Origin of the sequence: Pseudomonas deceptionensis (genome assembly GCF_900106095.1) — a bacterium.
GTDB lineage: Bacteria > Pseudomonadota > Gammaproteobacteria > Pseudomonadales > Pseudomonadaceae > Aquipseudomonas > Aquipseudomonas deceptionensis.
This window is the reverse complement of the sequence record NZ_FNUD01000002.1, coordinates 2,015,467-2,041,766: the sequence shown is the minus strand read 5'-3', so window position 1 is coordinate 2,041,766 and position 26,300 is coordinate 2,015,467. Positions and strand designations below refer to the sequence as shown.

Genomic DNA, 26,300 nt, shown 5'->3' with positions numbered 1-26,300 from the left:
TACAGCCCGGGCCTGAAAATGACTCCACCAGTGAAATGCGTCTCAGGTTTTTAGGAGCTTTGTAATGCCTGACATCTATCACTTCTTCCAAATGCTGGTTAACGGCCTCAACGTTGGCAGCACCTATGCCTTGATCGCCATCGGCTACACGATGGTTTACGGCATTATTGGAATGATCAACTTCGCCCACGGCGAGGTGTACATGATTGGTTCCTATATTGCGTTTATCGCCATTGCCGGCCTGACCATGATGGGTCTGGACAGCGTGCCATTGCTGCTGACTGCCGCGTTTATCGCCAGCATCGTGGTCACCAGCGCTTACGGCTATAGCATTGAACGGGTTGCCTACCGTCCACTGCGCGGCAGTAACCGTCTGATCCCTCTGATTTCTGCCATCGGCATGTCGATCTTCCTGCAAAACACCGTGCTACTGGCACAAGACTCAAAAGACAAATCGATCCCCAACCTGATCCCGGGCGGCTTCACCTTTGGCCCTGGAGGCGCCAGTGAAGTTATCGTCTCCTACATGCAGATTGTGGTCTTCGTCGTCACCTTCCTCGCAATGCTTGGTCTGACCCTGTTCATCTCTCGTTCACGCATGGGCCGCGCCTGCCGCGCCTGCGCCGAAGACATGAAGATGGCCAACCTGCTGGGCATCAACACCAACAACGTCATTGCGCTGACCTTCGTGATCGGTGCTGCCCTGGCAGCCGTTGCGGCGGTACTGATCAGCGTGCAATACGGCGTGATCAACCCTAACGCAGGTTTCCTGGTAGGCCTTAAAGCCTTCACCGCTGCGGTATTGGGCGGGATTGGCAGTATTCCTGGCGCGATGCTCGGTGGCCTGGTACTCGGTGTGGCTGAAGCCTTTGGTGCCGATATCTTTGGCGACCAGTACAAAGACGTAGTGGCTTTTGGCTTGCTGGTGCTGGTGCTGCTGTTCCGTCCGACCGGCATTCTGGGGCGTCCGGAGATTGAAAAAGTATGACTAGGAATCTTAAGTCGGCGCTCTTCAGCGCCCTGTTGGTCTGGGCCGTAGCCTACCCGGTACTCGGTCTGAAACTGACTATCGTCGGGATCAACATCGAAGTTCACAACACCAGCACCTTTACCCTGAGCGTGATCGCGATCTGCTCCTTGCTGATGTTTGTGCGCGTGTTTTTCAACCAGCAATTGAGCACGGCCTGGAAAAACTCTCCCAGCCTGCCGAAAGTGCCTACCAAGGCCACCAACTTCCTGACCCTGCCCAGCACACAGCGCTGGATCATCCTCGGTCTGGTCATGGTGGCGCTGGTCTGGCCGTTCTACGGCTCGCGCGGCGCAGTAGACATTGCCACGCTGATCCTGATCTACGTGATGCTCGGCCTGGGCCTGAACATCGTAGTGGGTCTGGCCGGCCTGCTGGACCTGGGTTATGTAGGGTTCTATGCCGTGGGTGCCTACACCTACGCACTGCTCTCGCATTACTTCGGCCTGAGTTTCTGGGTCTGCCTGCCGCTGGCGGGCCTGATGACAGCCTCCTTCGGCCTGGTGCTCGGTTTCCCGGTACTGCGCTTGCGCGGCGACTATCTGGCCATCGTGACACTGGGCTTCGGTGAAATCATCCGCCTGTTCCTGCGTAACCTGACGGACATCACCGGCGGGCCAAACGGTATCAGCAACATCCCGAAACCAACGCTGTTCGGCCTCAGCTTCGACAGGACCGCTGCCGAAGGCATGCAAACCTTTCACGAATACTTTGGCATCGCCTACAACTCGATCAACAAGGTCATTTTCCTGTACCTGATCGCGCTGGTACTGGTGCTGCTGGTGCTGTTCGTGATCAACCGCCTGCTGCGCATGCCGATCGGCCGCGCATGGGAAGCGCTGCGCGAAGACGAAATCGCCTGCCGTGCCCTGGGCCTGAACCCGACTGTGATCAAGCTGTCAGCCTTTACCCTGGGTGCAACCTTTGCAGGTTTTGCCGGCAGCTTCTTTGCCGCGCGCCAGGGCCTGGTGACACCGGAATCGTTCACCTTCCTTGAGTCGGCGATCATTCTGGCCATCGTGGTACTGGGCGGCATGGGCTCACAACTGGGTGTCATCCTGGCAGCCGTGGTCATGATCCTGCTGCCGGAAATGATGCGTGAGTTCAGCGAATACCGGATGCTGCTGTTTGGTGCCCTGATGGTGCTGATGATGATCTGGCGTCCGCAAGGTCTGCTGCCAATGCAACGTCCTCACCTGGAGCTGCGAAAATGAGCCGCGAGTTACTGAAAGTCAGCGGCCTGAGCATGCGCTTTGGCGGCTTGTTGGCGGTGAATGGCGTGGCCCTGACCGTCAAGGAAAAACAGGTGGTGTCGATGATCGGCCCTAACGGCGCCGGCAAGACCACCGTCTTCAACTGCCTGACCGGTTTTTACAAACCGTCTGCGGGCAGCATCCTGCTGGACGGTGAGTCTATTGAAGGCTTGCCGGGCCACGAGATTGCGCGCAAAGGCGTGGTTCGCACCTTCCAGAACGTACGCCTGTTCAAGGATATGACGGCCGTTGAGAACCTGCTGATTGCCCAGCATCGTCACCTCAATACCAACTTTCTGGCCGGGCTGTTCAAAACCCCGTCATTCCGCAAAAGCGAACGTGATGCCCTGGACTACGCCGCGTACTGGCTGGACAAGGTCAACCTGACCGAGTTCGCCAACCGCCCGGCGGGAACCCTGGCCTACGGACAACAGCGACGCCTGGAAATCGCCCGTTGCATGATGACGCGCCCGCGCATCCTTATGCTCGACGAGCCAGCGGCTGGCCTGAACCCCAAGGAAACCGAAGACCTCAAAGCGCTGATCAGTGTGTTGCGTAATGAACACAACGCCACCGTGCTGTTGATTGAGCACGACATGAAACTGGTCATGAGCATTTCCGACCATATCGTGGTGATCAACCAGGGCACGCCTTTGGCTGACGGGACGCCGGAACAGATCCGCGATAACCCTGAAGTGATCAAAGCCTATTTGGGGGAAGCGTAAATGCTGCAATTCGAAAACGTCTCGACCTTTTACGGCAAGATCCAGGCCCTGCACGGTGTCAACGTCGAGGTACGTCAGGGCGAAATCGTTACCCTGATCGGCGCCAACGGTGCAGGGAAATCGACCTTGATGATGACCCTGTGCGGTTCGCCGCAAGCCCACAGCGGCAGCATCCGCTACCTGGGCGAAGAGCTGGTGGGGCTGACCTCGGCGCAGATCATGCGCAAAAGCATCGCCGTTGTACCTGAGGGCCGTAGGGTTTTTGCTCGCCTGACCGTGGAAGAAAACCTCGCCATGGGCGGCTTCTTTACCGGCAAGCAAGAGTATGAAGAGCAAATGGACAAGGTTTTGCACTTGTTCCCGCGCCTGAAAGAACGTTTCAGCCAACGCGGCGGCACCATGTCCGGTGGCGAGCAGCAAATGCTCGCCATTGGCCGGGCCTTGATGAGCAAGCCCAAGCTGCTGTTGCTTGACGAGCCATCACTGGGCCTGGCACCGATCATCATCCAGCAGATTTTCGACATCATCGAGCAACTGCGAAGTGAAGGTGTAACGGTGTTTCTGGTGGAACAAAACGCCAACCAGGCACTGAAAATCGCTGACCGCGCCTACGTGCTGGAAAACGGCCGTGTGGTCATGCAAGGCACCGGCGAACAACTGCTCAACGATCCTAAAGTGCGTGACGCGTATCTGGGCGGCTAAACCTGCCTGCAACATACAAAACGGCCCTTCGGGGCCGTTTTTCGTTAAACGACTCATAATCTGTAGCCGCTGACGAGGAACGAAGGCTGCGATCGGCTGCAAACCTTAATGTCCTGATAGACCGCGTGATCTTGCTTTGCGACTGCTGCGTCGCAGTGGCGCACCAAACCGATCGCAGCCTCGCTACGCTCCTCAGCGGCTACATAAAATAATTCAAATTGGCTGTAACAACTTTCAATCTCGCCTCTCTAGTTGGGTAAGCCGGCAGCAATCGCTACCGGGATCTGGAGAATCACCATGAACAACATAACTACCCGCACCCTGTCCGCCGCTGCATTGGCACTTGCTCTGGGTTCCGCCCTGAGCATTGCCGCCCTGCCCGCCCAGGCTGCTGGCGATATGGAGAAGTGCTTCGGGGTTGCCATGAAGGGCCACAACGATTGCGCGGCAGGTGCAGGCACTACCTGCGCAGGCACCGCCAAGACAGACAACCAGGCCAATGCCTGGAAACTGGTCCCTAAAGGCACCTGCGATAAAACCGCCAGCAGCACCTCTGCGACCGGTTTTGGCCAACTCAAAGCGTTCACTGCCAAATCCTGATCCGCGTAGCCGAGTGTTGATGATGCACAGCCTGCCTGCTTCGCTCATCGCGCCTCGCGCGCCCCAGCTTCCGCCGCGTGCGGGGCTGGGGCTCAAGGCCGAGCATTTCCGGGATGTACTCGATACCCGGCCTGACGTCGGGTTCTTTGAGGTACATGCAGAGAACTACATGGTCGCCGGTGGGCCTTTCCACCACTACCTGAACCTGATCCGCGAGCAGTACCCGCTCTCGATCCATGGGGTAGGCCTGTCGATTGGCGGCGAAAAGCCGCTCGATACCGAACACTTGAAACGCTTGAGCATATTGCTCAATCGCTACCAGCCACAGATGTTTTCCGAACATCTGGCGTGGTCCTCCCACGGGCCGTTTTTCCTTAATGACCTGCTGCCATTGCGTTATGACACTGCCACGTTAACGCGGGTTTGTGCGCATGTGGACCAGGTGCAAAACCTGTTGCAGCGCCAGATCCTACTGGAAAACCCCGCAACTTATATCGAGTTCGACGAGGCCCACTTCGACGAAGCCAGCTTCATCCACGAAGTCATCAACCGCAGCGGCTGTGGCCTTTTGCTGGATGTAAACAACGTCTACGTGTCCTGCGTAAACCACGCCCGCTCCCCCTTGGCCTACATCGATGCCTTGCCGCTGCAGGCCGTTGGCGAGCTTCATCTGGCAGGCTTTGCTGAAGACACGGTCAACCCGGGTCAACGCCTGCTGATCGACAACCACGGCGCACCGGTCGATCAGGCGGTATGGACGCTGTACCGGCAGGTGCTCGATCGATTGGGCCCCACGGCCACCCTGATCGAACGCGACAACTGCCTGCCGGCACTTGCCGAACTGGTACAGGAAGCCCGACTCGCCGATGACTGCCTGCTCCGCGCACAGGTGCAAACATGAAAATGTACGATGATTTCTGCGCAGCGCTGCTCAATCCAAACGCACTCTGCCCAGACGGAATCACCTCCAACAACGGCGACGTTGGCCGCCGTTTCTCTGTGTATCGCAACAATGTGCAAAGTGGCCTGATCAACGCACTGGCCACCAGCTACCCGGTGGTTTCACAGTTGGTCGGTGAAGCCTTTTTTCAGGCCATGGCGCAGATGTTCATTGCGAAATTCCCGCCCGACAACCCGGTCATGAGCACCTATGGCGGCCAGTTCGCTGACTTCATCAAGGGCTTTGCACCCGCTGACAGCCTGCCTTATCTGTCCGATATCGCCCGCCTCGAACGCTTGTGTGTCCAGGCCTTTCACGCCGCAGACGTGTGCGCAGTGAACCCACAATTACTGGCCCGGGCGCTCAACAACCCGCAAGGCCTGGCCCAATTGCACCTGCAACTGCATCCCGGCGTCGCAGCCATGCATTCGCCCTACGCCATAGCCGCCTTGTGGGCGGCTCACCAGCCCCAAGGGCAGATCCAGGGGCTTGACCCACGTCAGCCACAAAGCACCTTGGTGCTGCGCCACGGTTTGCGAGTGGAGGTGTTTGCGGTGAGCTCGGGGTGCGCTGCTTTTGTACGCTTGATCAAAGACGGCAATGGCCTGGGCCCGGCCGCTGAGCATGCCCTGGAAGCCGACCCTGATTTTGACCTGGGCCAGGCCCTGGCGCTGTTGATTGCACATGGCGCCATCACTGGTCTTCACCCCTGCTGCGAGGTTTCGCCATGAACACCCACTCTGCGCCGCCATCCCTGCTCCGCCGCTGGCTTGAGGGTGCGATCGGGCTGATGCAACGCATCCCCCACTCGCTGATAGCCTTTGTCGCTCGGTTTTCGATTGCGGCGGTGTTCTGGAAATCGGGCCAGACCAAGGTCGAAGGTTTGGCCATCGACCTGGTGAGCGGCACCTTTGAACCCGGCATCCCCCACCTGGCGGACTCCGCGGTGTACTTGTTCAGTACGGAGTACAAAGTCCCGCTGCTGTCACCCGAGGTTGCCGCACACGCCGCGGCCTTCAGTGAGCACTTCTTCCCCGTGCTGATCCTGCTGGGGTTCGCCACACGTTTCTCGGCGCTGGCACTGCTGGGGATGACACTGACCATTCAGCTATTCGTATACCCCGACGCCTACCCGACCCACGGCACCTGGGCAGCAATACTGTTGTACCTGATGGCCAGAGGCCCCGGCGTGTTGTCGATTGATCATCTGATCGTCCGGCGTTTTCGTTAAAGCTGGTTGATTGCCTCACCACTGCGCTGGAACCAGCCCACAAGGTAATCCGCCAGTACCTGCGTGCGCTTGGGCAAACCGCCTTGATACGGATGAACCAGATACATCGGGTTACTGCGTGTTTGATAGTCACGCAACAACCCGCATAAACGCCCGTCGGCCAATTCGGCATTGAGCATGTACGAGGGCAAACGGGCGATGCCGGCGCCGATCACTGCGGCCTTTTTGAGCAAACTGTAGTGGTTGCTGGCAAACGGTCCCGACACCCGCACCCGGTGCAATTCATGCTGGCGGTGGTACTGCCATTCTTCGCGGCCACTGTAATGGCTGTTGAGCAGGCAGCGATGCTCGGCCAGTTGCTGCGGCGTGGTCGGCTCACCGTGCTGCTCAAGGTAGACCGGGCTGGCGCAGGTGACTTCGTGCCAGTTCAGCACGGGCTTGGCCACCAGCCGTTCGTGGCTGGCGACCTGCGAACGGATAGCCAGATCAAACCCCTCCCGTGCCATGTCGCGGTAACTGTTGTTGAGCTCCAGCTCAATCTGCACCTCTGGGTATTCACGGGAAAACTCCAGCAACAGCGCATCAAAAAACGTTTCGCCCAAGGACACGGGCACAGTCATACGCACCGGCCCGGCCATGTCGTCCTTTAACCGGGCCAATGCCTGACGTGCCCGCTCCACTTGCACCACCAATGCCTGGGCCTGGGGCAATAACGCAGCGCCAGCAGCGGTCAGGCTCAAACGCCTGGTGGTGCGGTGCAGCAATACCACCGAAAACCGGTCTTCCAGCAAACTGATGCGCTTGGACAGCTGCCCTTTGCTGCAGCCCAACTGCTGGGCGGCCAAGGTGAAACTGCCCGCATCGATCAACACCGCGAAGGCCGCCAGATCATCCATTTCGCTCATGGATTGTTTCCATATGAAAACCAAAGGTTGCCTATTAGTGCGCTTATCGCGCTAAAAAACCACTACTAGACTGAGCGCTCACCTCTTCCTTGAAGGAACACAGCATGAAAATCCTGTTGATCGGCGCTAACGGCACCATTGGTTCAGCTATTGATCGCGAGTTGTCACCGCGCCATGAGATCGTGCGTATTGGCCGCAAAAGCGGCGATTTTCAGGTGGATATCAGCGACAGTGCATCGATTCGCAAGCTGTTCGAACAGACCGGGCGCTTCGACGCGCTGATCTGTGCAGCAGGCAACGTCAACTTTGTGCCGCTGGCCGAGATGAGCGAGAAAGACTTTGCCCTGGGCTTGCAGGACAAATTGATGGGGCAGGTCAACCTGATGCTGATCGGTCGCGAATTCGCCAACGATGGCGCCTCGTTCACCTTCACCAGTGGTGTACTCAACCGCGAGCCGATCCGCACCGGTAGCTCGGCGGCACTGGTCAACGCTGCACTGGACGGCTTTGTAAAAGCGGCAGCCATTGAATTGCCACGCGGGTTGCGGGTGAACTCGGTCAGCCCTACCGTGCTGGCAGAAGCCATGGACAAATACGCACCGTACTTCCGTGGTTTCAAACCGGTTGCAGCCGCAGATGTGGCGCTGGCCTACGCCAAAAGCGTGGAAGGCTTGCAAACCGGCCAGTCCTACAACGTTGGCTAAGACTCATCGACACGCCAGGCGCCATCCCACATTCACTTGTGATGCACGGCGAGCCTGAGTAACGTGGCGGCACCAGTCAGGAGTCCCAATGATGCGTGTCGCCCGTCCCTTAGTTTTGCTCGCCCTGCTGCCCGTGTTTGCGGGCTGCCAGATGTTCAGCAGCAAACCCGCCGATACCACCGCAGGCCAGACCCGCCTGCAGGGTGAGCTGGTTTCATCCAATGGCCAGCTAGTGTTCCAACCGTGCGTCGGCCAACAGCGCTATGTGGTACGCGACAGTGCCAACACCTCGCTCGTACAAGACGCTTCGTACATGCCTGACGCACCGGGCAAATTGTTCGCTGATATTCGCGGCAGTTTTGTCGCCAGTAAAGCACCCGGCACTGACGGCGAAGTCGAGTTGCAACAGCTTTATCGCCTGGAACGCAGCAGCACTGCCTGCCAGGACCCCAATTTCAAGCAACTGACCGTTCACGCCAACGGCAATGGCCCGGCGTGGGAAGTACAGGCCGGCGGCAAGGGCATGGTGCTTAAACGCCAGGGGCAGCCGGACCTGGCCCTGCCTTACGTTGAAGAACAGGTCGGCGATGGCCGCTTCTCCCTGTCCACCGAAGCCAACAATCAACGCATCGAACTGTGGGTTGCCCCGCAACGTTGCACCGACAGCGCCAACGGCAGCGTGCAACATCTGGGCGCCGAATTGCGGATCAACGGTCAGGTCCAGCGCGGTTGCGGCTATTTTGGCGGTGCACGTAACGACTGATCGACGAGTGTTGCTGCATATTGCTGACGGTCCCGCGCCCATGCAGCTTATAATCGCCCGTTGTTAAGGCTGCCAGGGTTTACCTGGCCCCGATATTGGACACTGTCATGTTACGAATCACCGAACTCAAGTTGCCGATCGACCATCCCGAAGAAGACCTGCGCCCTGCCATTCTGCAGCGCCTGGGCATCGCCAGTGATGACCTGCTCGACTTCACCTTGTTCAAGCGCAGCTACGATGCACGTAAAAAATCATCCGAATTGTGCTTTATCTACACCGTCGACCTGAGCGTGCGCGATGAAGCGCCGCTGCTGGTCAAGTTCGCGGATGACCGTAACGTCAATCCGGCCCCTGATGTCAGCTACAAAGTTGTCGGCCAGGCCCCGCAGGATTTGAACGACCGCCCGATTGTGGTCGGCTTCGGTCCATGCGGTATTTTCGCCGGGCTGCTGCTGGCACAAATGGGCTTCAAGCCGATCATCCTTGAGCGCGGCACCGAAGTTCGCCAGCGCACCAAGGACACCTGGGGCCTGTGGCGTAAAAACGTGCTCAACCCCGAGTCCAACGTGCAGTTTGGCGAAGGCGGCGCAGGCACGTTCTCGGACGGCAAGCTCTATAGCCAGATCAAGGACCCGAAACACCACGGCCGCAAGGTGCTGCACGAGTTTGTCAAAGCCGGTGCGCCGGACGAGATTCTCTACGTCAGCAAGCCGCACATCGGTACGTTCCGTCTGACCGGTGTGGTCGAAAACATGCGCCAGCAGATTATTGCCTTGGGCGGTGAAGTCCGCTTCCAGCAGCGCGTGACTGACGTGCTGATCGACAACGGTCAACTGACCGGCGTGGTACTGGCCGATGGCGAGCAGATCAACTCCCGCCACGTGATCCTGGCGCTGGGCCATAGCGCCCGTGACACGTTCCGCATGCTCCACGACCGTGGTGTGTACATGGAAGCCAAACCGTTCTCGGTGGGTTTCCGGATCGAACACCCGCAGTCGTTGATCGACAGTGCGCGGCTGGGCAAATACGCCGGCCACCCGAAACTGGGTGCCGCCGATTACAAGCTGGTGCACCACGCCAAAAACGGCCGTTCGGTGTACAGCTTCTGCATGTGCCCGGGCGGCACCGTGGTTGCGGCCACCAGCGAGCCGGGTCGCGTTGTGACCAACGGCATGAGCCAGTATTCGCGTAACGAGCGCAATGCCAACTCCGGCATCGTGGTCGGCATCACACCGGAAGACTACCCGGGCGGGCCATTGGCCGGTATCGAACTGCAAGAACGTCTGGAAGCCCATGCGTACGTGCTGGGCGGCAGCAATTACGAGGCTCCGGCGCAACTGGTTGGCGATTTTATTGCGGGCAAACCGTCCACCGAGCTGGGCAGCGTTGAGCCGTCCTACAAGCCGGGCGTGTCCCTGGGTGATTTGGCGCTGGCCTTGCCGGACTACGCCATTGAAGCCATCCGTGAAGCCTTGCCGGCATTCGAGAAGCAGATCAAAGGCTTCTCGATGCATGACGCGATCCTGACCGGTATCGAAACCCGCACCTCGTCGCCTCTGCGCATGACCCGTGATGCGTCGATGCAGAGCCTCAACGTCAAGGGCTTGTTCCCGGCTGGCGAAGGCGCAGGTTACGCTGGCGGCATCCTGTCGGCCGGTGTTGACGGAATTCGGATTGCCGAAGCCGTTGCCCGCGACATTCTGGGTATCGAAGCGTAAATCCGTGACGGCTGGCGCCCACAGGGATCAACCTGTGGGCGCCAGCTTGCTTGAGCTTTAAATCCCCTCCCGCAACACCCCTTCCGGCAATGCCACGCCCTGCTCCACGCAGGCCTTGACCGCTGCAATCAAGCCATCCAGCTCATACCCCTGAGCCTTGAGCCACTGCGCATCGTAATAGGTCGTGGCATAACGCTCGCCGCCATCACACAAAATCGCCACGATCGAACCCGACTCGCCATTGGCAACCATGTGTTGCGCCGCAATCAATGCGCCGATCAGGTTGGTCCCGCTGGAACCCCCGACCCGCCGCCCCATGCTCTGCGCCAGGTAATGCATGGCCGCCAGCGACAGGGCGTCCGGCACCTTGACCATCGCGTCGATCACCTTCGGCAAAAATGAAGCCTCTACCCGCGGCCGGCCAATGCCCTCAATGCGCGAGCCACAGTCCAGGCGCAAACCCGCATCACCGCTCTGGTAATACTCGAAGAACACCGAACGCTCGGCATCGGCACACAGCACACGGGTGTTGTGCTGGCGATACCGCACATAGCGCCCCAGTGTGGCAGTGGTGCCGCCCGTACCCGGACTGGAAACCAGCCAGCTAGGCTCCGGGTGGCGCTCAAAACGCAGTTGCTGAAAGATGGACTCGGCAATGTTGTTATTGGCCCGCCAGTCCGTAGCCCGCTCGGCATAAGTGAACTGATCCATAAAATGGCCGCCGGTTTCCTGCGCCAGCCGCTCGGATTCGGCGTGAATTTGAGTCGGATCCTCCACCAAATGGCTTTGGCCGCCATAAAAGGCAATCTGCTCAATCTTGGCGGGCGAGGTGCTGGCTGGCATCACGGCAATAAAGGGCAAACCCAGCAGCCGGGCAAAATAGGCTTCAGATACCGCCGTCGAACCGCTGGACGCTTCGATCACGGCAGAACCGGCCTTTAACCAGCCATTGCACAGGGCATACAAAAACAGCGAGCGCGCCAAACGATGCTTGAGGCTCCCCGTCGGGTGGCTCGATTCGTCCTTAAAGTACAACTCGATACCCGGCAACCCCGGCAGCGACACAGGAATCAAATGGGTGTCAGCACAACGCTGAAAATCCGCTTCAATCGTGCGGATGGCTTCGCGGGCCCACTGGCGGTCTTGGTTCATGGGAGGTGGCTCGTGATAGCAACAAGAAGGAAAGCACAGCAAGGCTGTGCAGCGAAAAACAGCCAATCCTAAGACATTTCCTACACTCACCACAGGCACAATACCGACTCAATTTGACACATAACTGCTAGTCTTCTGAGCGATGCACGAACGAACCCCTCCTTATAACAAAAAAGAATATAGTTTTTGTTTTAACCACTAACCCCACAGGTTAGGGTGTCGCACCCTTTACTTAACCGAGGAGAGCGACCTTGCCTCTGCGTAGTACTTTCACTCGTTTCTTTCAGTTGGAAGCTGCCAGCGGTCTGCTGTTGATTGCCGCGGCCGCTCTGGCTTTGATCATCAATAACTCACCGCTTTCCCACTACTACATGGCCTTTCTGGACGTGCCGGTAGCGGTACAAATCGGCTCCCTGCAAATTGCCAAGCCTTCGCTGCTGTGGATCAACGATGGCCTGATGGCCTTGTTCTTTCTGCTGATCGGCCTGGAGGTCAAGCGCGAGCTGCTTGAAGGGCAACTGTCCAAGCCCTCGCAAGTGGTGCTGCCCGGTGCGGCCGCCATTGGCGGCATGGTGGTACCGGCGCTGATCTACTGGTACATCAACAAAGACTACCCTGATGCACTCGACGGCTGGGCAATCCCCATGGCCACCGACATTGCCTTCGCCCTCGGGGTGCTGGCTCTGCTCGGCAAGCGTGTGCCGGTATCGCTCAAGCTGTTCCTGATGACGCTGGCGATCATCGATGACCTGGGGGCGATCATCGTGATCGCGGTGTTCTACTCCAGCGAACTGTCTGGCGTATCGCTGATGCTGGCGGCGGCGTGCCTGATCGCCTTGATTGCGATGAACCGCATGGGGGTGATCAAGGTTGCGCCTTACATGATCATCGGCCTGATCCTCTGGGTATGCGTGCTCAAAAGCGGTGTGCATGCCACGCTGGCGGGTGTAACGCTGGCGTTCTGTATTCCGCTGCGGACCAAAAACTCCGAACCGTCGCCCTTGATGACCATCGAGCATGCGCTGCATCCGTGGGTGGCTTACGCGATCCTGCCGTTGTTTGCATTTGCCAATGCCGGCGTATCGCTGACGGGCATCACCCTGCACAGTTTCGTCAGTCACGTGCCAATGGGCATTGCCGCAGGCTTGCTGATCGGTAAAACCGTGGGTGTCTTCGGCCTGGCCTGGATCGCCATCAAGACCGGTATGGCCACACTGCCAGCAGGCGCAAACTGGGGCCAGGTCCTTGGCGTTGCCATCCTCTGCGGCATCGGCTTCACCATGAGCCTGTTCGTGGGTTCACTGGCGTTCGTGGCGGGCAGTAGCGACTATGTGGGCATGGACCGCATGGGCATCCTGACCGGCTCGATCCTGGCAGCACTTATCGGCTATGGCGTCACGCTGTTCTTCAGCCGTAAACAATCCATAGCGTGACCCTGCTGTAATGCGGGAGCGGGCTGACCCGGACAAAGGCAACGCAGATCACCTGCGTTGCCTTTGTCACGAGTAAACCGCCAAAAGAGGGAAACGTGGTCGATAAATTCCAGATTGTTCAGTACGCGGGCATCACCGTCATGTTCCCGGCAGCGTTGGTCATTGCTGCCTGGCTCTGGTCTGCCGCGTCGAAGAAAATCGCGCTTTTGTGGTTGGGCGTGCTGGTGTGCGCCTACCTCATCGTGGGTGTGAGCAAGATCCTGTTCAAGGGATGGGGCATTGGCCTGGAAGACCTGGGCATTGCAGTCTTCAGCGGTCATGCGATGAATGCCTGCCTGGTCTTCACCGTGATGCTGAACCTGCTGTGCCAGCAACTTGATCAGCGCTTGCGCTGGCCAGTGCTGGGGGCCGGGTTGCTGGCGACCTGGTGGTTCGCCATCAAGTACGTCGCTCATACCATCCATCCGTTGCCGGAAGCCATCGCAGGGGCACTGATCGGTTCGGTTGCTGCCTGTGTGTTTCTGTTCAGCCTCAAGCCAAACACCCTCGGCAAGATCCCTCGCCCTGCACTGGTGATGGGCCTGGCCGTGGTGCTGGCGTTCAACAGCATGCCCAAGTACACCGCGGAAAGGCTGTTGGACCACATCGCCATATCGCTGTCAGGCGCAGAGCAGGCGTTCCGTCACTCGTCCTGACCAGTGAAGCTGCACATAAAAAAACCCCGGCCAGTTCACACTGGCCGGGGTTTTGTTTTAGCGCTGCGCCAGATTTACTGGGTAACGCGGCTGGTGCCGTCAACGGTCATGATGCGTACGCGCTCACCGGTACGGAAGACCTGATTCGGCTCGACCTGCTGTACGTAGGCACGGGTGCTGCCGTCGTCTTCACGTACGGTGATTTCTACACCCTGGGTTTTGGTCAGGCCCGACTCGGCCGCCGAACCCAGCAGGCCGCCGGCTACTGCGCCGATAACCGCTGTCACGATGCTGCCACGACCGCCACCGATGGCGCTGCCGCCAACACCACCGATAACTGCGCCGGTTGCAGCGCCGATCGGAGTTTTGGTGCCTTCGATTTGTACAGGACGCAAGGCAACGATGGTGCCCATACGAACGGTCTGTACACGTCGTGCTTCGTCACGCGAGTAAGTGTCGCCGGTCAGGCTGGAAGTACAGCCGCCCAACAGGACAGTCATGGTAGAAAAAGCGGCAACGAGCAAAACGGACTTACGCATAGGATCAACTCCAAAAGATCAGGGATTCATTAAACTCCGCTGCCAGGTACCTGTCACGGTACAGCGCGGATAAAAGGGCCTTATTCAGCATCTGTACAGTAAAAACAGACTCGTCAGCCATTTAAAAAACATCAACAAAGCGTAGCGCGAAACCGGAATTTTGCATGGTGCGCCATCATTGCAGGATGCGTTTTCAGGGCGCCAGGCGTTCTCGCACCCAGTCAGCACCTTCACGCCGGTAGTTGAGGCGGTCATGCAGGCGGCTCGCACGGCCCTGCCAGAACTCAATGCGCTGCGGCAGCAACCGGTAACCGCCCCAGTGATCCGGGCAATTCGGCTGGGTGTCGCTGAAGCGCGCCTCGGTGTCCTTGAGCAATTGGGCCAGCTCTTCACGATCAGCAATCACCTGGCTTTGCGGCGAGGCCCAGGCTCCGATCCGGCTGCCCAAGGGGCGAACCTGATAGTAGGCGTCGGACTCTTGCGGCGTGACCTTGACCACTTGCCCTTCGATGCGCACCTGGCGCTCCAGGGTTGGCCAGAAAAACGTCATGGCCGCGAACGGTCGCGCCGCCAGCTGCTGGCCTTTGGCACTGGTGTAGTTGGTGAAAAAGGTAAAACCCTGTTCATCCAGACCTTTGAGCAAGAGCACCCGGCAATGCGGGCGCCCCTCTGCATCCACGGTAGCCAGGGTCATGGCATTGGCCTCGACCGGAGGCTGCTCGGTGTTGACTGCGTCGCTGAACCACTGATGAAACAGCGCGAAAGGCTCTGCCGGAGCCTGAGCCTCGGCCAGCCCGTCACGGGTGTAATCACGCCGCATATCGGCCAATGCTTGAGTCATGACGCAATCCTTTCCCGGATCAATCAGTTCTTGGACTGTTCGTTGGCAGCCACTTTCTTGTCCGCCGCAGCTTTAGCAACGACTGGCTTTTTGGCTGGAGCCGGTTTGGCCGCTTTTTTGGCCGGCGCTGCTTTCTTGGCTACAACGGCTTTCTTGGCAGGTGCCGCTGCGCTCTTTTTGATAGCAGAAGGAGCGACTGCAGGCTGGACTGCAAGCAGTTCGGCTGGCGACAGGGCTGGCTGGCTGTATTTGCTGACCAGCGCCACCATGGTGGCCTGCGGAGTCATCAGGATTTCAACCCGGCGATTGAGCGCACGACCTTCGTTGCTGTCGTTGGCTGCACGTGGCATCACTGAACCCATACCGCGCAAGGTCAGACGGTTGCCCTGCAAACCACTCATGCGGAAGATCGCAGCTACCGATTTGGCACGGTCCAGGCTCAGGCGGGTATTGGCCGCCATGGCGCCGGTGGAGTCAGCATGCCCCAGTACCAGCACGGCGGTTTTCGGGTCGCCTTCAACCACTTTGGCCACGCGGGTGAACGGGCCAAGCATCGATGGCATCAGCAAGTCAGGACGGGTCGCCTTGAACGAGCTGTCAGCCAGGGCAACAATCACCAGCAAGTTCTCACGACGCTCCAACTGCAGGTTGGTGTCCTTGATTGCAATACGCAGGCGCGGCTCGTACTCGTCCAGCCAGGCCTGAGTGATTTTTGGGTCCGGCATCGGGATCACGCCAACCGGTGCGGCTTTTGTGTCTTTGGCATCGCTGCCGAACGGCCACCACCAGTTCTTGGCAGGTGCTGTAGCCGCCGCTGGGGCGACGACAGCGGCAACTACCACTTTTTCTTTTTCAGCCGGAGCGGCTTTTTTGGCCGAGTCAGAGCCAAAAGGCCACCAGCTGGAACCGCTGTCCTTGGCTGCGGCAACAGGAGCGGAGGCTGGCGTTGCGGCCGGAGCCGGGGCTGCGGCAGTCTTGGCAACAGGCGGCGTTACTTTGGTGTCAGCAGGCTTGGCCGCGGCACCTTTGTCCGCTGCAGCCGATGGCTGGTCGGACGAGCCCATCTGCCACCATTTGTGGCCGCCTGCCGCGTCATTCTGTGGAGTTTGTGCGCAACCGGTAATAGCCAGGCAAAGAGCCAGAGCGAGGGTCTTATTAGATGACATTGAATATCCACACAATGAATTAAGAATAAAGAGGCACTAAGCCCACATAAAAAAACGTATTGAAAGCATAAAAGCTACAGAGTTCCGACCTACGGCCTACAAATACCCGATTAGAGGCACTTGGCCAGGACACCCACCAGTTTTTGCACCCGTGGATCCATCAAGACATAAGGCCCCAGCGTATTGGTGACAAAACCGAAGGCAACATCCCGTTCCGGGTCGGCAAAACCAATCGACCCACCTGCGCCAGGATGACCAAAGGCCTTGGGCCCCAGGCCATAGGTCGCGTTTGGTACATCCGGCTGATCCAGCATGCAGCCCAACCCGAGGCGGGTCTGCGTCAGCAAGGTTTTATCCTGGCCAATGCTGTGTTCACGGGTCAATTGCTCCAGCATTTCGGCTTCAAGCAGGCTGCCGTCCAGCAAACCGCTATAGAAGCCGGCAAGACTGCGGGCATTGCCATGGCCATTGGCCGCTGGCTGCTCCATCCGGCGCCACTCCGGCTTATTGGTACTGGTCATGATAGACGGCGGGTTAGCGAATGCCCGGGTGCTCATGGATGTTGGCTCATGCATCATCGCCTTCAACAGGCGCTGCGCCGCCGCATCCCCCATGTTGCCCTTGCTGCGGGCAATATGGGCAACCCGGTAAAACTCTTCGTCAGCCAGCCCGACATGAAAGTCCAGCCCCAACGGCCGGGCCGTGCGGGCCATGATCGATTGGCCTGCGCTGTGGCCGTCGGCACGGCGAATCAGCTCGCCCACCAGCCAGCCATAAGTAATGGCCGCATAGCCATGGCCTTCGCCCGGCGTCCACCAGGGGGCTTCGGCGGCCAGCGCATCGACCATGGTCTGCCACTCATACAATGCAGCAGGCGGCATTAATTCGCGCAACGCAGGCAAGCCGGCCCGATGGCTCAGCAACTGGCGCAACGTGATGGACTCTTTGCCTGCGGCGGCGAACTCTGGCCAATAGCGTGCCACCGGAGCATCGAGCTCCAGCTTGCCCTCTTCCACCAGTTGCAGTGCCGTTACAGCCGTAAAGGTTTTGGTGCAAGAAAACACATTGGCAATGGTGTCTGTGTGCCACGGTTGCTCACCGTCCTTGTCAGCCGTACCGGCCCACACGTCGAGTACCGTTTCGCCACCGATCTGGATGCACAGCGCCGCGCCGCGCTCTTGCGGATCATTGAAAAGATCGGCAAACGCCTCGCGTACTGTTTCGAACTTAAGGTCGTGAAAACCCTGAATCTGCACCCGCACCTCCTGGATCAAGCATGGCTCTACAAGGCGTGCATTGTTCCAGCACCAGTAAGATTTTGAAACAGAGCAGAGCGCTCCGGACGCACAATTTTTGTGCACTTATGACCCGGCGCGCAAAGTATCAGTACTGGAGTAGTTTTTTTGTGAAAAAAGCCATGCCTGTGGCGCACCGGACCGGACGCAGCTTCGCTGCGCCAGTCAACTGCTACGAGGGCTTTGCACCCCCGCATCCACAGTCAGGTTTACAGCGCGGCATACACCAGCGGTGCAAGCTTTTGCACCCGCGGGTCCATCAGCACATGGCTGCCCATGGTCGTGGTGACGAAACCAAAGCTCACTTCCCGCTCAGGGTCGGCAAAAGAAATCGGCCCGCCCAGCCCCACATGCCCGAAAGCCTTTGGCCCCATGCGATGGGACGCTCCTGGATCAGCCGGTTGCTCCATCATGCAACCCAGGCCATAACGCATGGGACGCAAGAGAGTGCGATCCATATCGTTACTGTGCTCGCGGGTAAACTCTTTGAGCATCTCAGGCCCCACCAGACGCCCGCCCATCAGCGCACTGTAAAACCCCGCCAGACCATGGGCAGTTCCATGACCATTCACACCCGGATGGCGATAGGCCCACCAGCGAGGGTCCGCTGTTTGTCGAGAGGCATTGGAAGGGTTGGTAAACGCAAGAGTCGCGACATGCTCGGGCTCATTGACCATCACTGTGCGCAAGTCTTGTGCGTAATTATCGCCTGTTCTCCCGTCAGCACGCTCAAAAGCAGCAATACGATGAAAGTGCACTGAGTCAACGCCCATATGCACTTCCAGAGCATTGGGTTCAGAAATACGCTCGCGGATAAAGGTGCAGGGGTCTCGCCCATCGGCCCGGCGAATCAGCTCACCGACGATCCAGCCATAGGTCGTGGCGCCATAGGCAACATCGGTGCCTGGCTCCCACCACAATGGCTCTGCTGCGACAACTTCAGCCATTGCATCCCAGTCGTACATGATTGGCGTGCGGTTAGGCAATCGCAGCGCCGGAATGCCGGAGGTATGGCACAACACCTGTCGCAAGGTGATGTGTTTCTTACCACCTTGGGAAAACTCCGGCCAGTAGTGGGCAACCGTCTGATCCAGCTCCAGCTTGCCCTCTTCCACCAGCATCAGCGCCGCAATGGCGGTGAAAGGCTTGATGCAGCAATAAGTGTTAACCAGAGTGTCGTGATTCCAGGGCTTGCTGCCCTCCAGATCCGCCACCCCCGCCCATAAATCGACAACTGTTTCGCCGCCGACCTGCACACAAACCCCGGCGCCACGCTCTTGAGGGTCATCAAAGATCGCCTCAAAGGCTTGCTGAACGGCCTCAAATCCACTTGCACACTTCCCTTTAGCTTCCATGACCAAGACTCCATTCAGTTGAGTGGAAGACCTTAGTTTTGAAATGGGAATTAGAAAGGAAGCAAACCCGCTGAACGACGAAATACATCGCCGCTCATCGGGTTTGGCAAATCAGTGACCTTTACCGGAGTGACCGCCTGCATGCCCCGCACCAGAGCCACCGCCGCTACCGTCGTCAGTGGTGTGCACAGGCGCTTTGACCGTTTTTTCTGCGGCGGCCTGGGCCTTGGCAGCCTCTTGACCCAATTGGCCGAGGGCTTGCAGGTTGGCCTTGCGCACGCTGTCGACGAAGCCGGTAAACGGCAGGTCGGTGATGCCAATCATGCCGAAGTGACCGTTTTCGCCATCCAGCAAGCGACCGGTGACGGGCTGGTCCAGGTACTGGAACCAGTGCACGCCGACAATCGACGGCTCGGCCACGGCCTGCTTGAGGAACTTGCTGTAGGCCGGCCCGCGGGCCTCTTCGCTAGCCACTTCGGTCACGCCACCCCAGAACGGGCCACGGTCGCGGGAGCCGAAGTTGAACTCGGTAATCATCACCGGTTTGTCCAGCTCGCGCAGCTTGGCGAAGTCATAGCCGTCCTGCGGTTGCAGGGTGTAGAAGTTGAAACTGAGCACGTCACAGTACTTGGCACAGGATGCTACGGCCTCCGGTGTGCTGACGGCGAAGCGCCCGCCCAGCAGCAAGTGATTCGGGGCATGCCATTTCAGCGAGTCGGCAATAGTCTTGAAGTAGGTGTCGGCGAAGACCTTCTGGAAAAACTGGTAATCGGCTTCGATTTCCGGGTGCTCGGCGTTAGGCATAGGCGCCTCGAAGCCCGGGTCTTCCATCAATTCCCACGCCGGAATATCGACACCCCAGGCCTTGGACAGGCCCTGCTGGTTGCGGTACTTGTCACGCAACTGCTTGAGGAATGCACGCTTGGCCGGTGCATCCGTCGTCATGCGCAGAGTGCCGAAGGCCAGTGCATAACGGGATTTTGGATCATCACCCGGCCCGGCCCACGCCAGTTCATTGTCGGCAAAATAGCCGATCAACCAGGGGTCATCACGATGGTCGCGGGCAGCAATGGCTACGGCGCGCTCGGTGGCCATGGCAAAACGCGGGTCAAACGGGTCAGGCATGCCGCCCCACCAATCGGTGCCGGTACTGATGCTGGCGTAGTCGCCGACAATCGACAGCGGCAAGGTGTAAGGCACGCGGTCATTGAGGCCCAGTTCAGGGTCGCTCCAGTTGCCGATGGTGTTGAACCCCCAGGCTTGCAGGCGATCCAGGGTGCGGGTCTGCCACCCTTTGGCATCAAAGGTTTGTGGCGCGCACGGGATCACAGGATCGCCGCCCGGAACCGTCTTGTCCTCGGCGCACGGCTGACCGTAGATACGCTGCAGGTTGGCACCATAGAAGTTGTACCAGCGCCCGGCGTTAAACCCCCGCCCCTGGGACGCGCCATTGCCGTTGTTATGGTTCGAAGTGCCGTAATAGGCCGCCAGCGGGGCACCGTCTTTAGGCAAATCGTTGAACATCCATTCGCGGCCGGCGACATACGTCTGGCTGTCATTGGCAGTCACGGCGTTCAGGCCCAGCGAGTAAAACGGGTGACCTTCTGGGGTGACCAGGTTCCAGCGGCCATTGCGTTTTTCGGTGCGAAAGAAACCGGTCGCGTCAAATGCTGGGCCTTTGATCCAACCACCAAATTTGTCCTGGTCGGAACGGCTGGCCAGCCAACCCTTGATCTGCTGCTGTTCTTTGGCTGCTGCGGCCTTGAGCTGCTCGTCATTTGCAACGCGCTCTGGCCATTTGGCACGGGTCGACTGGCCATAGCCATCGACGATCGAGCCATACACGGCCTTGATCACGCCTTCGCCGTCCTGCACACCAAAACGCTCCAGCAGAATGCTTTGCGCGGCAGTCGGTTGGGGTATCGACAGGCTTACTGACACCACCTGGCTCAGATCAATTTCACCCTGACTGCTGGCAAGCAGGATGCGCTGACCATCGACCGTCATTGGCATCGGCGGACCGGCCCGCATGCCCTGGCTCTGGGGCGAGTTGGCGCGCAATGGCAGCAACAGGGTCTGCGCCGGGCCTGCAGGCAGGTCGACGCGGCTGGTCAGGGTTTTGCCGTTACTGCTTTGTACGGTCACATCCAGGGTGAGGGCCCAGTTCATCGCGTTCTGGATGCGCAGGGTCATCATCCCCGACTGCGACCAGTCCCATACGCCGGTTTGCGGGGTCATGCGCAGACTTGGCGCCGCGGCCGGGTTAAAGATCACGCGGCGCAGCACTTCGCCTTCGGCCGTTTGCTCCGCATTGTATTGCGGCAAGCTCGCATCCGCAGTCACCACTTGCACCACATCGGCCGGGCGTACGAAGTTGAACAGGGTTTGTTGCCCGGCAGGCGCCGCCAGCAGCGGGGTCGTAACCAGCAACGCAAAAACAGCAGTAAGCGAACGGCGAATCATATGGATCTGGTTCTCCCAAACGGCCGAAAAATGGCCTGTGAGGTGGTGAAAGTCAAAGCATAGACAGCAAAGTCGACGATAACGCCGACTTGCACTTAAGATATTTCGCGCCTGAACGGCGGCAATGCGTTAAGAATCGCTTTGCCATAGCGCTGGGTGACCAGGCGTCGATCCAGCAAGGTGATCGTGCCCCGGTCCTGCTCGGTCCGCAGCAGGCGCCCGCAAGCCTGTACCAGCTTGAGCGAAGCGTCGGGAACCGAAATCTCCATGAAGGGATTGCCGCCCCGGGCTTCGATCCATTCGGCCAGTGCCGCTTCGACAGGATCATCGGGCACCGAGAACGGGATTTTGGCGATCACTACGTGTTCGCAGTAGGCGCCGGGTAAATCCACGCCTTCGGCAAAACTGGCCAGGCCGAACAGTACGCTGGATTCCCCGCTATCAACCCGCGCCTTGTGTTTATTAAGGGTCTCCTGCTTGGACAGGTTGCCCTGGATAAACACTTGCTTGCGCCAGTCGCGCTCCAGGCCGTCGAACACATCCTGCATTTGCTTGCGCGATGAAAACAGCACCAGCGTGCCCCGCGAGCCTTCAACCAGTGCAGGCAGCTCACGAATGATTGCCGCCGTGTGGGCCGTAGCGTCACGCGGATCGGCTTTGAGGTCCGGCACCCGCAGCACGCCTGCATCCGCGTGATGAAAGGGGCTTGGCACCACCGCCGTGACGGCTGTTTTAGGCAGCCCCGCACGCATGCGGAACCGGTCGAACGTGCCGAGCGCAGTCAGGGTGGCCGAGGTGACGAGCACGCCATAAGCCACGTTCCACAGGTTGCGACGCAGCATTTCAGCGGCAAGGATGGGGCTTGCGTTGACTTCAATATCAAACAGAGAGCCGCTTTCAGCCAGGGTCAGCCAGCGCGCCATTGGCGGGTTGTCTTGCGGGTCTTCGACGGTAAAGGCGGTCCACAACTCCCAGTTGCCCTGGGCACGGGACAGCAAGCTGCCAAACAGCGGATACCACTCCTCAGCCTGGTTGCTGGTGATGCCGATATTGACCTCACCGTCCATGCCGTCCTTGAGAATTTCGGTCAGGCGGGTGAACAGATCCGTCAGACGCGAGAAACCTTTTTTCAGTTCGATACCCATTTCACGCATGTGATCGGGAATCAAGCCGCCGATAAAGCGATGGCGCGGTCGCTCACGACCTTCTGGCTCTTCGCCTACTTTAAAGTCTGCAATTTGCTCACACGCCGCAAACATGAACTGTTGCTGGGCCTTGATCTCTTTGGCCAGCTCCGGCACTTGCTCCAGCAAACGCCCCAAGTCACCCGGCAACGGGTGCTGGGCAAGCAGTTTGGTGAGATTCTTGGCGGTTTGCTCCAGCCAGTCGGCCGTCGAACGCAAACGGGTGTAATGGGCGAAATGGCCGATGGCCTTGTCCGGCAGGTGATGGCCTTCGTCGAATACGTAGACCGTGTCACGCGGGTCCGGCAGCACGGCGCCACCGCCCAGCGCGAGGTCAGCCAGCACCATGTCGTGGTTGGTGACGATCACGTCCACCTTGCTCATGCCTTCGCGGGCCTTGTAAAAGGCGCACTGACCGAAGTTGGGGCAATGACGGTTGGTGCACTGGCTGTGATCGGTGGTCAGCCGGGCCCAGTCCTGGTCTTCAAGTGCCTGGGGCCAGCTGTCGCGGTCGCCGTCCCACTTATTGCCGGCCAGCTTCTCGATCATGCTGGTGAACAACTTCTGGCTGGCCTCATCGACTTCGATCTTGAAGCCTTCTTCTTCGAACAGCTGCGCCGTCGCGGTTTGCGCGTGGCCCTCTTGCAGCAGCATGTCGAGTTTGGACAGGCACATGTAACGCCCACGGCCCTTTGCCAGCGCAAAGCTGAAGTTCAGCCCGCTGTTGCGCATCAGGTCCGGGAGGTCCTTGTAGACGATCTGTTCTTGCAGCGCGACGGTCGCCGTGGCGACCACCAGCCGTTTGCCCGCGGCCTTCGCCACAGGAATGGCAGCCAGGCAATAAGCCACGGTCTTGCCAGTACCGGTACCCGCTTCAACGGCGACCACAGCCGGGTCTCCACTGCGGTGGTTTTCTTCGTCGGTGTCGATATCGCCCAGCACTTTAGCCACTTCGGCGATCATCAAACGCTGACCGTAACGTGGTTTGAGGCTCTTGGATTCGAGAAAACGCGAGTAAGCGCCCTGGATCTGGGATTTTAGTTCGTTACTAATCATGGTTCTTCGGGCGCAAGAAACGCTGGATAAATTTTCAGTGGTTCGAATGGCCGCTATCATACCCCGCTAATTCATCCCGCGCCGAACGGAGTACCCCAATGACCGCCTTTGCCCTCGCCTACAGCCTGCATGTACTGGCCGCCCTGATCTGGGTGGGCGGCATGTTTTTCGCCTGGATGATCCTGCGCCCGGCCGCTATTACGGCCCTTGAAGGCCCAGCGCGGTTGAAGCTGTGGCTCGAAGTGTTTCAGCGTTTTTTTGTCTGGGTATGGATCGCGGTGGTGATTTTGCCGATAAGCGGTGTGGGCCTGTTGCAGATGCGCTTTAACGGCTTTGAGACGGCCCCGCGCTACGTGCAGATCATGATGGGGCTGTACATCGTAATGGTGGCGCTGTTTATCCGGATTCAGTCGCTGCAATTGCCTGAACTGCGCAAGGCCGTAGAGGCTCAGGAGTGGGCAGCAGGCGCGGCCGTGATGGGCCGCATTCGGCGCCTGGTGGGATGCAACCTGATTGTGGGGCTGGTGTTGGTGGCCATTGCGGCGGCCCGACCAACATTCTGAAGCAGGTAGCAGCTCCCACAGAGGTTTGAAACAGCGCCAGGTTACAGCCGCTGGAGGGTCACCGCTCCTGACGATCCCGCGTCTCCCGGCTGGCCGGCCAACCCCGGTTTCCCGGATTTGCCGCCGTCGGTGCGGTACACAATGCAGCCCTTGGACTTGCCGCCTGCGCCCGGACGCCCGGCCTCGCCCGGTTTGCCCCCCGCACCGCCATCTACCCGCACACTGATTTGCTCTGCGGGGTAGCTGCCCGGCAGTTCAATCCGTACTTTTGCGCCTGCTGCGCCCGGCTGGCCATTACCGCCGTTGTCGCCATCGGCTCCAGGGCCCGCCGCACCCCAGGTGCAACCCGGAGTGTCGCCATTGCCGCCATCAAGCCCGACAAAACCCGGCGCCCCCGTACCGCCACGGGCATCGATGGACAGTTTCGGGGCTTGCAACGACTCAATACGCAGCGTCAGATCCCGCGCTGGCCGGGCAGGTTTTTCGAACGTCCCCGAGGCTCCTCGGGCGTTGATCTGGCTGCCCTCGCCCAGCTCCGCACGGGCCACCCGCAGCTCGATGCCACGCTCGGCCGGCACTATGGTGATACGCGCTTCACGGCCCAAATTCAGCTGATCGATATTGACCTGGGTGACACCGGCCGGAATCAACAAGGTGCCGTAGTCGGCCACATCGAGTTTTTCCAGCTGCAACACGCTGGCGTTTGCGGGCAAACGCATCAGGGAATTGGCTTGAACCTGCACCACATCGGCATGGGCCAAAGGGCTGCACAAGACCGCCAACAGACATAACTTACGCATGACGGGAATCTCGCTCAGAAGAGGTACCAAAGGTGTGCTCATGGAAGATCCCGACCAGCAGAATCAGCAGGCGGTCACGCCAGGGATGCGGGCGGCCCTGCAGGCTGCCTTTGAACAGCAGCAGCTCAAGCACATGGGTCAGCAGCAACAGACTGGCGACAAGATTAATCAGTACATCAAACGGGTTGATCAAGGGTTCGAACAGATTGATCAGTACCACGCCCCAAACTATCAGCGTCAATACCTTCCCCAGCCCCCAAAGCACCTTCATATAGCCGCCTTCGCATTTTTCTTTGAGGCCACATTAACGGCTTGCAGGAGCACGACGCCAGAGGCCATTACAAATAGTTTCGCCGCTGATTTGACCAGGGCGATCAAAGCAGCGGCGAATTCAGGTTCTGGGCGCGCCGCTCTGCCCTGAGGCTTGCGGCCGGGCCCGGGGCAGACTCAACGAATGATCTGGATTTCGGTACGCCGATTCTGGGCGCGCCCCTCTGGCGTTTGGTTGCTGGCAACCGGGCTGGACTCGCCTGCGCCGGCCACAGAGGCAAACTGGTTACGCGGGATGCCGCTGGCGATCAGGTACTCGACCACGGACTGCGCACGTTCTTTGGACAGTTTGAGGTTGTAGGCATCGCTGCCCACGCTGTCGGTGTAGCCCGTCACCTTGAGCTGGGCATTGGCGGCGTCTTTTTTCAGGCGCGCGGCAATGACATTGAGTTTGTCCTTGTCGGCGGCGGTCAATTTGGCGGAGTTGAACTCGAAGTGCACATCACGCACCACGATGGTCTCCTCTTTGACCACCACTGTTTCAACCACAACCACTGCCACTATCGGACAGCCCACCGCATCCACTTCCACGCCTTTGGGCGTATCGGGGCACTTGTCGCGGCTATCCGGTACGCCATCACCATCCGCATCGCCATCACCGTGGACCCAGCAGTAAGCCGCCGCCATGCCCGCGCCAAACACCGCACCACCCCCGGCCCAGGCCGAGCTTTTTATTGCACCCAATGCCGCCCCGCCTACACCACCAACGGCGGCACAGGTTGGCCAGTCGGTTTTTTGCAAACCGGCACAGCCCGTCAACACGCTGGTGAGAACAATCAAAGGTACTGCTGTCCTGATGATGCTCATATGGGATCTCTCCTGAGGGTCGGCATTTGGCCGATGCACAGAAAGTAAAGACC

Annotated in this window: 26 protein-coding genes; 14 read left to right on the top strand and 12 right to left on the bottom strand. The window is 59.2% G+C overall.

Annotation, left to right across the window (positions count from 1 at the left end; all coding sequences use genetic code 11):
* Positions 1-64: 64 nt before the first annotated feature.
* From livH to BLW11_RS09265, 8 genes are all read left to right on the top strand, one after another.
* Positions 65-988 (top strand): high-affinity branched-chain amino acid ABC transporter permease LivH, encoded by a 924-nt coding sequence (gene livH, locus BLW11_RS09300; protein ID WP_016779736.1) that lies wholly within the window; start codon positions 65-67, stop codon positions 986-988.
* On the top strand, positions 985-2,241 hold the full coding sequence (locus BLW11_RS09295; RefSeq protein WP_048358987.1) for a high-affinity branched-chain amino acid ABC transporter permease LivM: 1,257 nt from the start codon (positions 985-987) through the stop codon (positions 2,239-2,241). The genes livH and BLW11_RS09295 overlap by 4 nt, the downstream gene beginning before the upstream one ends.
* A complete protein-coding gene (gene livG, locus BLW11_RS09290) occupies positions 2,238-3,005 on the top strand; it encodes a high-affinity branched-chain amino acid ABC transporter ATP-binding protein LivG (protein ID WP_048358988.1) in 768 nt (255 codons plus the stop codon). Before BLW11_RS09295 ends, livG begins: the two co-directional genes overlap by 4 nt.
* The gene (locus BLW11_RS09285; protein ID WP_048358989.1) at positions 3,006-3,707 is read left to right on the top strand and encodes an ABC transporter ATP-binding protein; all 702 of its coding nucleotides are present in this window, start codon (positions 3,006-3,008) and stop codon (positions 3,705-3,707) included.
* Positions 3,708-4,004: 297 nt separating this feature from the next.
* Entirely contained in the window at positions 4,005-4,307 is a 303-nt protein-coding gene (locus BLW11_RS09280) for a BufA1 family periplasmic bufferin-type metallophore (protein ID WP_048358990.1), read from the top strand.
* 22 nt (positions 4,308-4,329) lie between these two features.
* Positions 4,330-5,208, top strand: a complete 879-nt coding sequence (gene bufB / locus BLW11_RS09275) for an MNIO family bufferin maturase (protein WP_048359522.1) — start codon at positions 4,330-4,332, stop codon at positions 5,206-5,208.
* Positions 5,205-5,978 (top strand): HvfC/BufC N-terminal domain-containing protein, encoded by a 774-nt coding sequence (locus BLW11_RS09270; RefSeq protein ID WP_048358991.1) that lies wholly within the window; start codon positions 5,205-5,207, stop codon positions 5,976-5,978. Before bufB ends, BLW11_RS09270 begins: the two co-directional genes overlap by 4 nt.
* Entirely contained in the window at positions 5,975-6,478 is a 504-nt protein-coding gene (locus BLW11_RS09265; protein WP_048358992.1) for a DoxX family protein, read from the top strand. The genes BLW11_RS09270 and BLW11_RS09265 overlap by 4 nt, the downstream gene beginning before the upstream one ends.
* On the opposite strand, the gene BLW11_RS09260 is transcribed toward BLW11_RS09265, so the two are convergent.
* Entirely contained in the window at positions 6,475-7,383 is a 909-nt protein-coding gene (locus tag BLW11_RS09260; protein ID WP_048358993.1) for a LysR family transcriptional regulator, read from the bottom strand. The genes BLW11_RS09265 and BLW11_RS09260 overlap by 4 nt on opposite strands.
* Positions 7,384-7,487: 104 nt before the next feature.
* On the opposite strand from BLW11_RS09260, the gene BLW11_RS09255 reads away from it, so the two are divergent.
* From BLW11_RS09255 to BLW11_RS09245, 3 genes are all read left to right on the top strand, one after another.
* A complete protein-coding gene (locus tag BLW11_RS09255) occupies positions 7,488-8,087 on the top strand; it encodes a short chain dehydrogenase (RefSeq protein ID WP_048358994.1) in 600 nt (199 codons plus the stop codon).
* A gap of 91 nt (positions 8,088-8,178) precedes the next feature.
* Entirely contained in the window at positions 8,179-8,850 is a 672-nt protein-coding gene (locus BLW11_RS09250; RefSeq protein ID WP_048359523.1) for a COG3650 family protein, read from the top strand.
* A 107-nt stretch (positions 8,851-8,957) separates the two neighbouring features.
* Positions 8,958-10,568 (top strand): NAD(P)/FAD-dependent oxidoreductase, encoded by a 1,611-nt coding sequence (locus BLW11_RS09245; RefSeq protein WP_048358995.1) that lies wholly within the window; start codon positions 8,958-8,960, stop codon positions 10,566-10,568.
* A gap of 57 nt (positions 10,569-10,625) precedes the next feature.
* On the opposite strand, the gene BLW11_RS09240 is transcribed toward BLW11_RS09245, so the two are convergent.
* Positions 10,626-11,720 carry a PLP-dependent cysteine synthase family protein gene (locus BLW11_RS09240; protein ID WP_048358996.1) on the bottom strand — a complete coding sequence of 365 codons (1,095 nt, stop codon included), beginning with the start codon at positions 11,718-11,720 and terminating at the stop codon, positions 10,626-10,628.
* A 251-nt stretch (positions 11,721-11,971) separates the two neighbouring features.
* Here BLW11_RS09240 and nhaA point away from each other — a divergent pair, with 251 nt between their 5' ends.
* Together nhaA and BLW11_RS09230 are read left to right on the top strand one after the other, a co-directional pair.
* Positions 11,972-13,153, top strand: coding sequence for a Na+/H+ antiporter NhaA (gene nhaA, locus BLW11_RS09235; RefSeq protein ID WP_048358997.1), 1,182 nt, complete (start codon positions 11,972-11,974; stop codon positions 13,151-13,153).
* Between the two features lie 95 nt (positions 13,154-13,248).
* Positions 13,249-13,848 carry a hypothetical protein gene (locus BLW11_RS09230; protein ID WP_082136233.1) on the top strand — a complete coding sequence of 200 codons (600 nt, stop codon included), beginning with the start codon at positions 13,249-13,251 and terminating at the stop codon, positions 13,846-13,848.
* A gap of 74 nt (positions 13,849-13,922) precedes the next feature.
* Here BLW11_RS09230 and BLW11_RS09225 read toward each other — a convergent pair whose 3' ends face one another.
* From BLW11_RS09225 to dinG, 7 genes are all read right to left on the bottom strand, one after another.
* Positions 13,923-14,387: an outer membrane lipoprotein gene (locus BLW11_RS09225; RefSeq protein WP_003443142.1), complete on the bottom strand. Its 465-nt coding sequence runs from the start codon at positions 14,385-14,387 to the stop codon at positions 13,923-13,925.
* A gap of 193 nt (positions 14,388-14,580) precedes the next feature.
* Complete coding sequence (pdxH, locus tag BLW11_RS09220) at positions 14,581-15,228, bottom strand: pyridoxamine 5'-phosphate oxidase (RefSeq protein ID WP_048358998.1); 648 nt, start codon at positions 15,226-15,228, stop codon at positions 14,581-14,583.
* A gap of 23 nt (positions 15,229-15,251) precedes the next feature.
* Positions 15,252-16,394: an OmpA family protein gene (locus BLW11_RS09215; protein WP_048358999.1), complete on the bottom strand. Its 1,143-nt coding sequence runs from the start codon at positions 16,392-16,394 to the stop codon at positions 15,252-15,254.
* A gap of 110 nt (positions 16,395-16,504) precedes the next feature.
* The gene (locus BLW11_RS09210) at positions 16,505-17,650 is read right to left on the bottom strand and encodes a serine hydrolase domain-containing protein (protein ID WP_048359000.1); all 1,146 of its coding nucleotides are present in this window, start codon (positions 17,648-17,650) and stop codon (positions 16,505-16,507) included.
* 248 nt (positions 17,651-17,898) lie between these two features.
* Positions 17,899-19,044, bottom strand: coding sequence for a serine hydrolase domain-containing protein (locus BLW11_RS09205; RefSeq protein ID WP_048359001.1), 1,146 nt, complete (start codon positions 19,042-19,044; stop codon positions 17,899-17,901).
* 111 nt (positions 19,045-19,155) lie between these two features.
* Positions 19,156-21,507 carry a beta-galactosidase gene (locus BLW11_RS09200; protein ID WP_048359002.1) on the bottom strand — a complete coding sequence of 784 codons (2,352 nt, stop codon included), beginning with the start codon at positions 21,505-21,507 and terminating at the stop codon, positions 19,156-19,158.
* 95 nt (positions 21,508-21,602) lie between these two features.
* Positions 21,603-23,747 carry an ATP-dependent DNA helicase DinG gene (dinG, locus tag BLW11_RS09195; protein WP_048359003.1) on the bottom strand — a complete coding sequence of 715 codons (2,145 nt, stop codon included), beginning with the start codon at positions 23,745-23,747 and terminating at the stop codon, positions 21,603-21,605.
* 98 nt (positions 23,748-23,845) lie between these two features.
* Between dinG and BLW11_RS09190 the strand changes: the two genes are divergently transcribed.
* Positions 23,846-24,310, top strand: coding sequence for a CopD family protein (locus BLW11_RS09190; RefSeq protein WP_048359004.1), 465 nt, complete (start codon positions 23,846-23,848; stop codon positions 24,308-24,310).
* Positions 24,311-24,351: 41 nt separating this feature from the next.
* Here BLW11_RS09190 and BLW11_RS09185 read toward each other — a convergent pair whose 3' ends face one another.
* From BLW11_RS09185 to BLW11_RS09175, 3 genes are all read right to left on the bottom strand, one after another.
* Positions 24,352-25,110 (bottom strand): hypothetical protein, encoded by a 759-nt coding sequence (locus tag BLW11_RS09185; protein WP_048359005.1) that lies wholly within the window; start codon positions 25,108-25,110, stop codon positions 24,352-24,354.
* Positions 25,103-25,381, bottom strand: coding sequence for a DUF1145 domain-containing protein (locus BLW11_RS09180; protein ID WP_048359006.1), 279 nt, complete (start codon positions 25,379-25,381; stop codon positions 25,103-25,105). The genes BLW11_RS09185 and BLW11_RS09180 overlap by 8 nt, the downstream gene beginning before the upstream one ends.
* A 176-nt stretch (positions 25,382-25,557) precedes the next feature.
* Positions 25,558-26,247: a PA1041 family peptidoglycan-binding anchor lipoprotein gene (locus BLW11_RS09175; protein ID WP_048359007.1), complete on the bottom strand. Its 690-nt coding sequence runs from the start codon at positions 26,245-26,247 to the stop codon at positions 25,558-25,560.
* Positions 26,248-26,300: the final 53 nt, after the last annotated feature.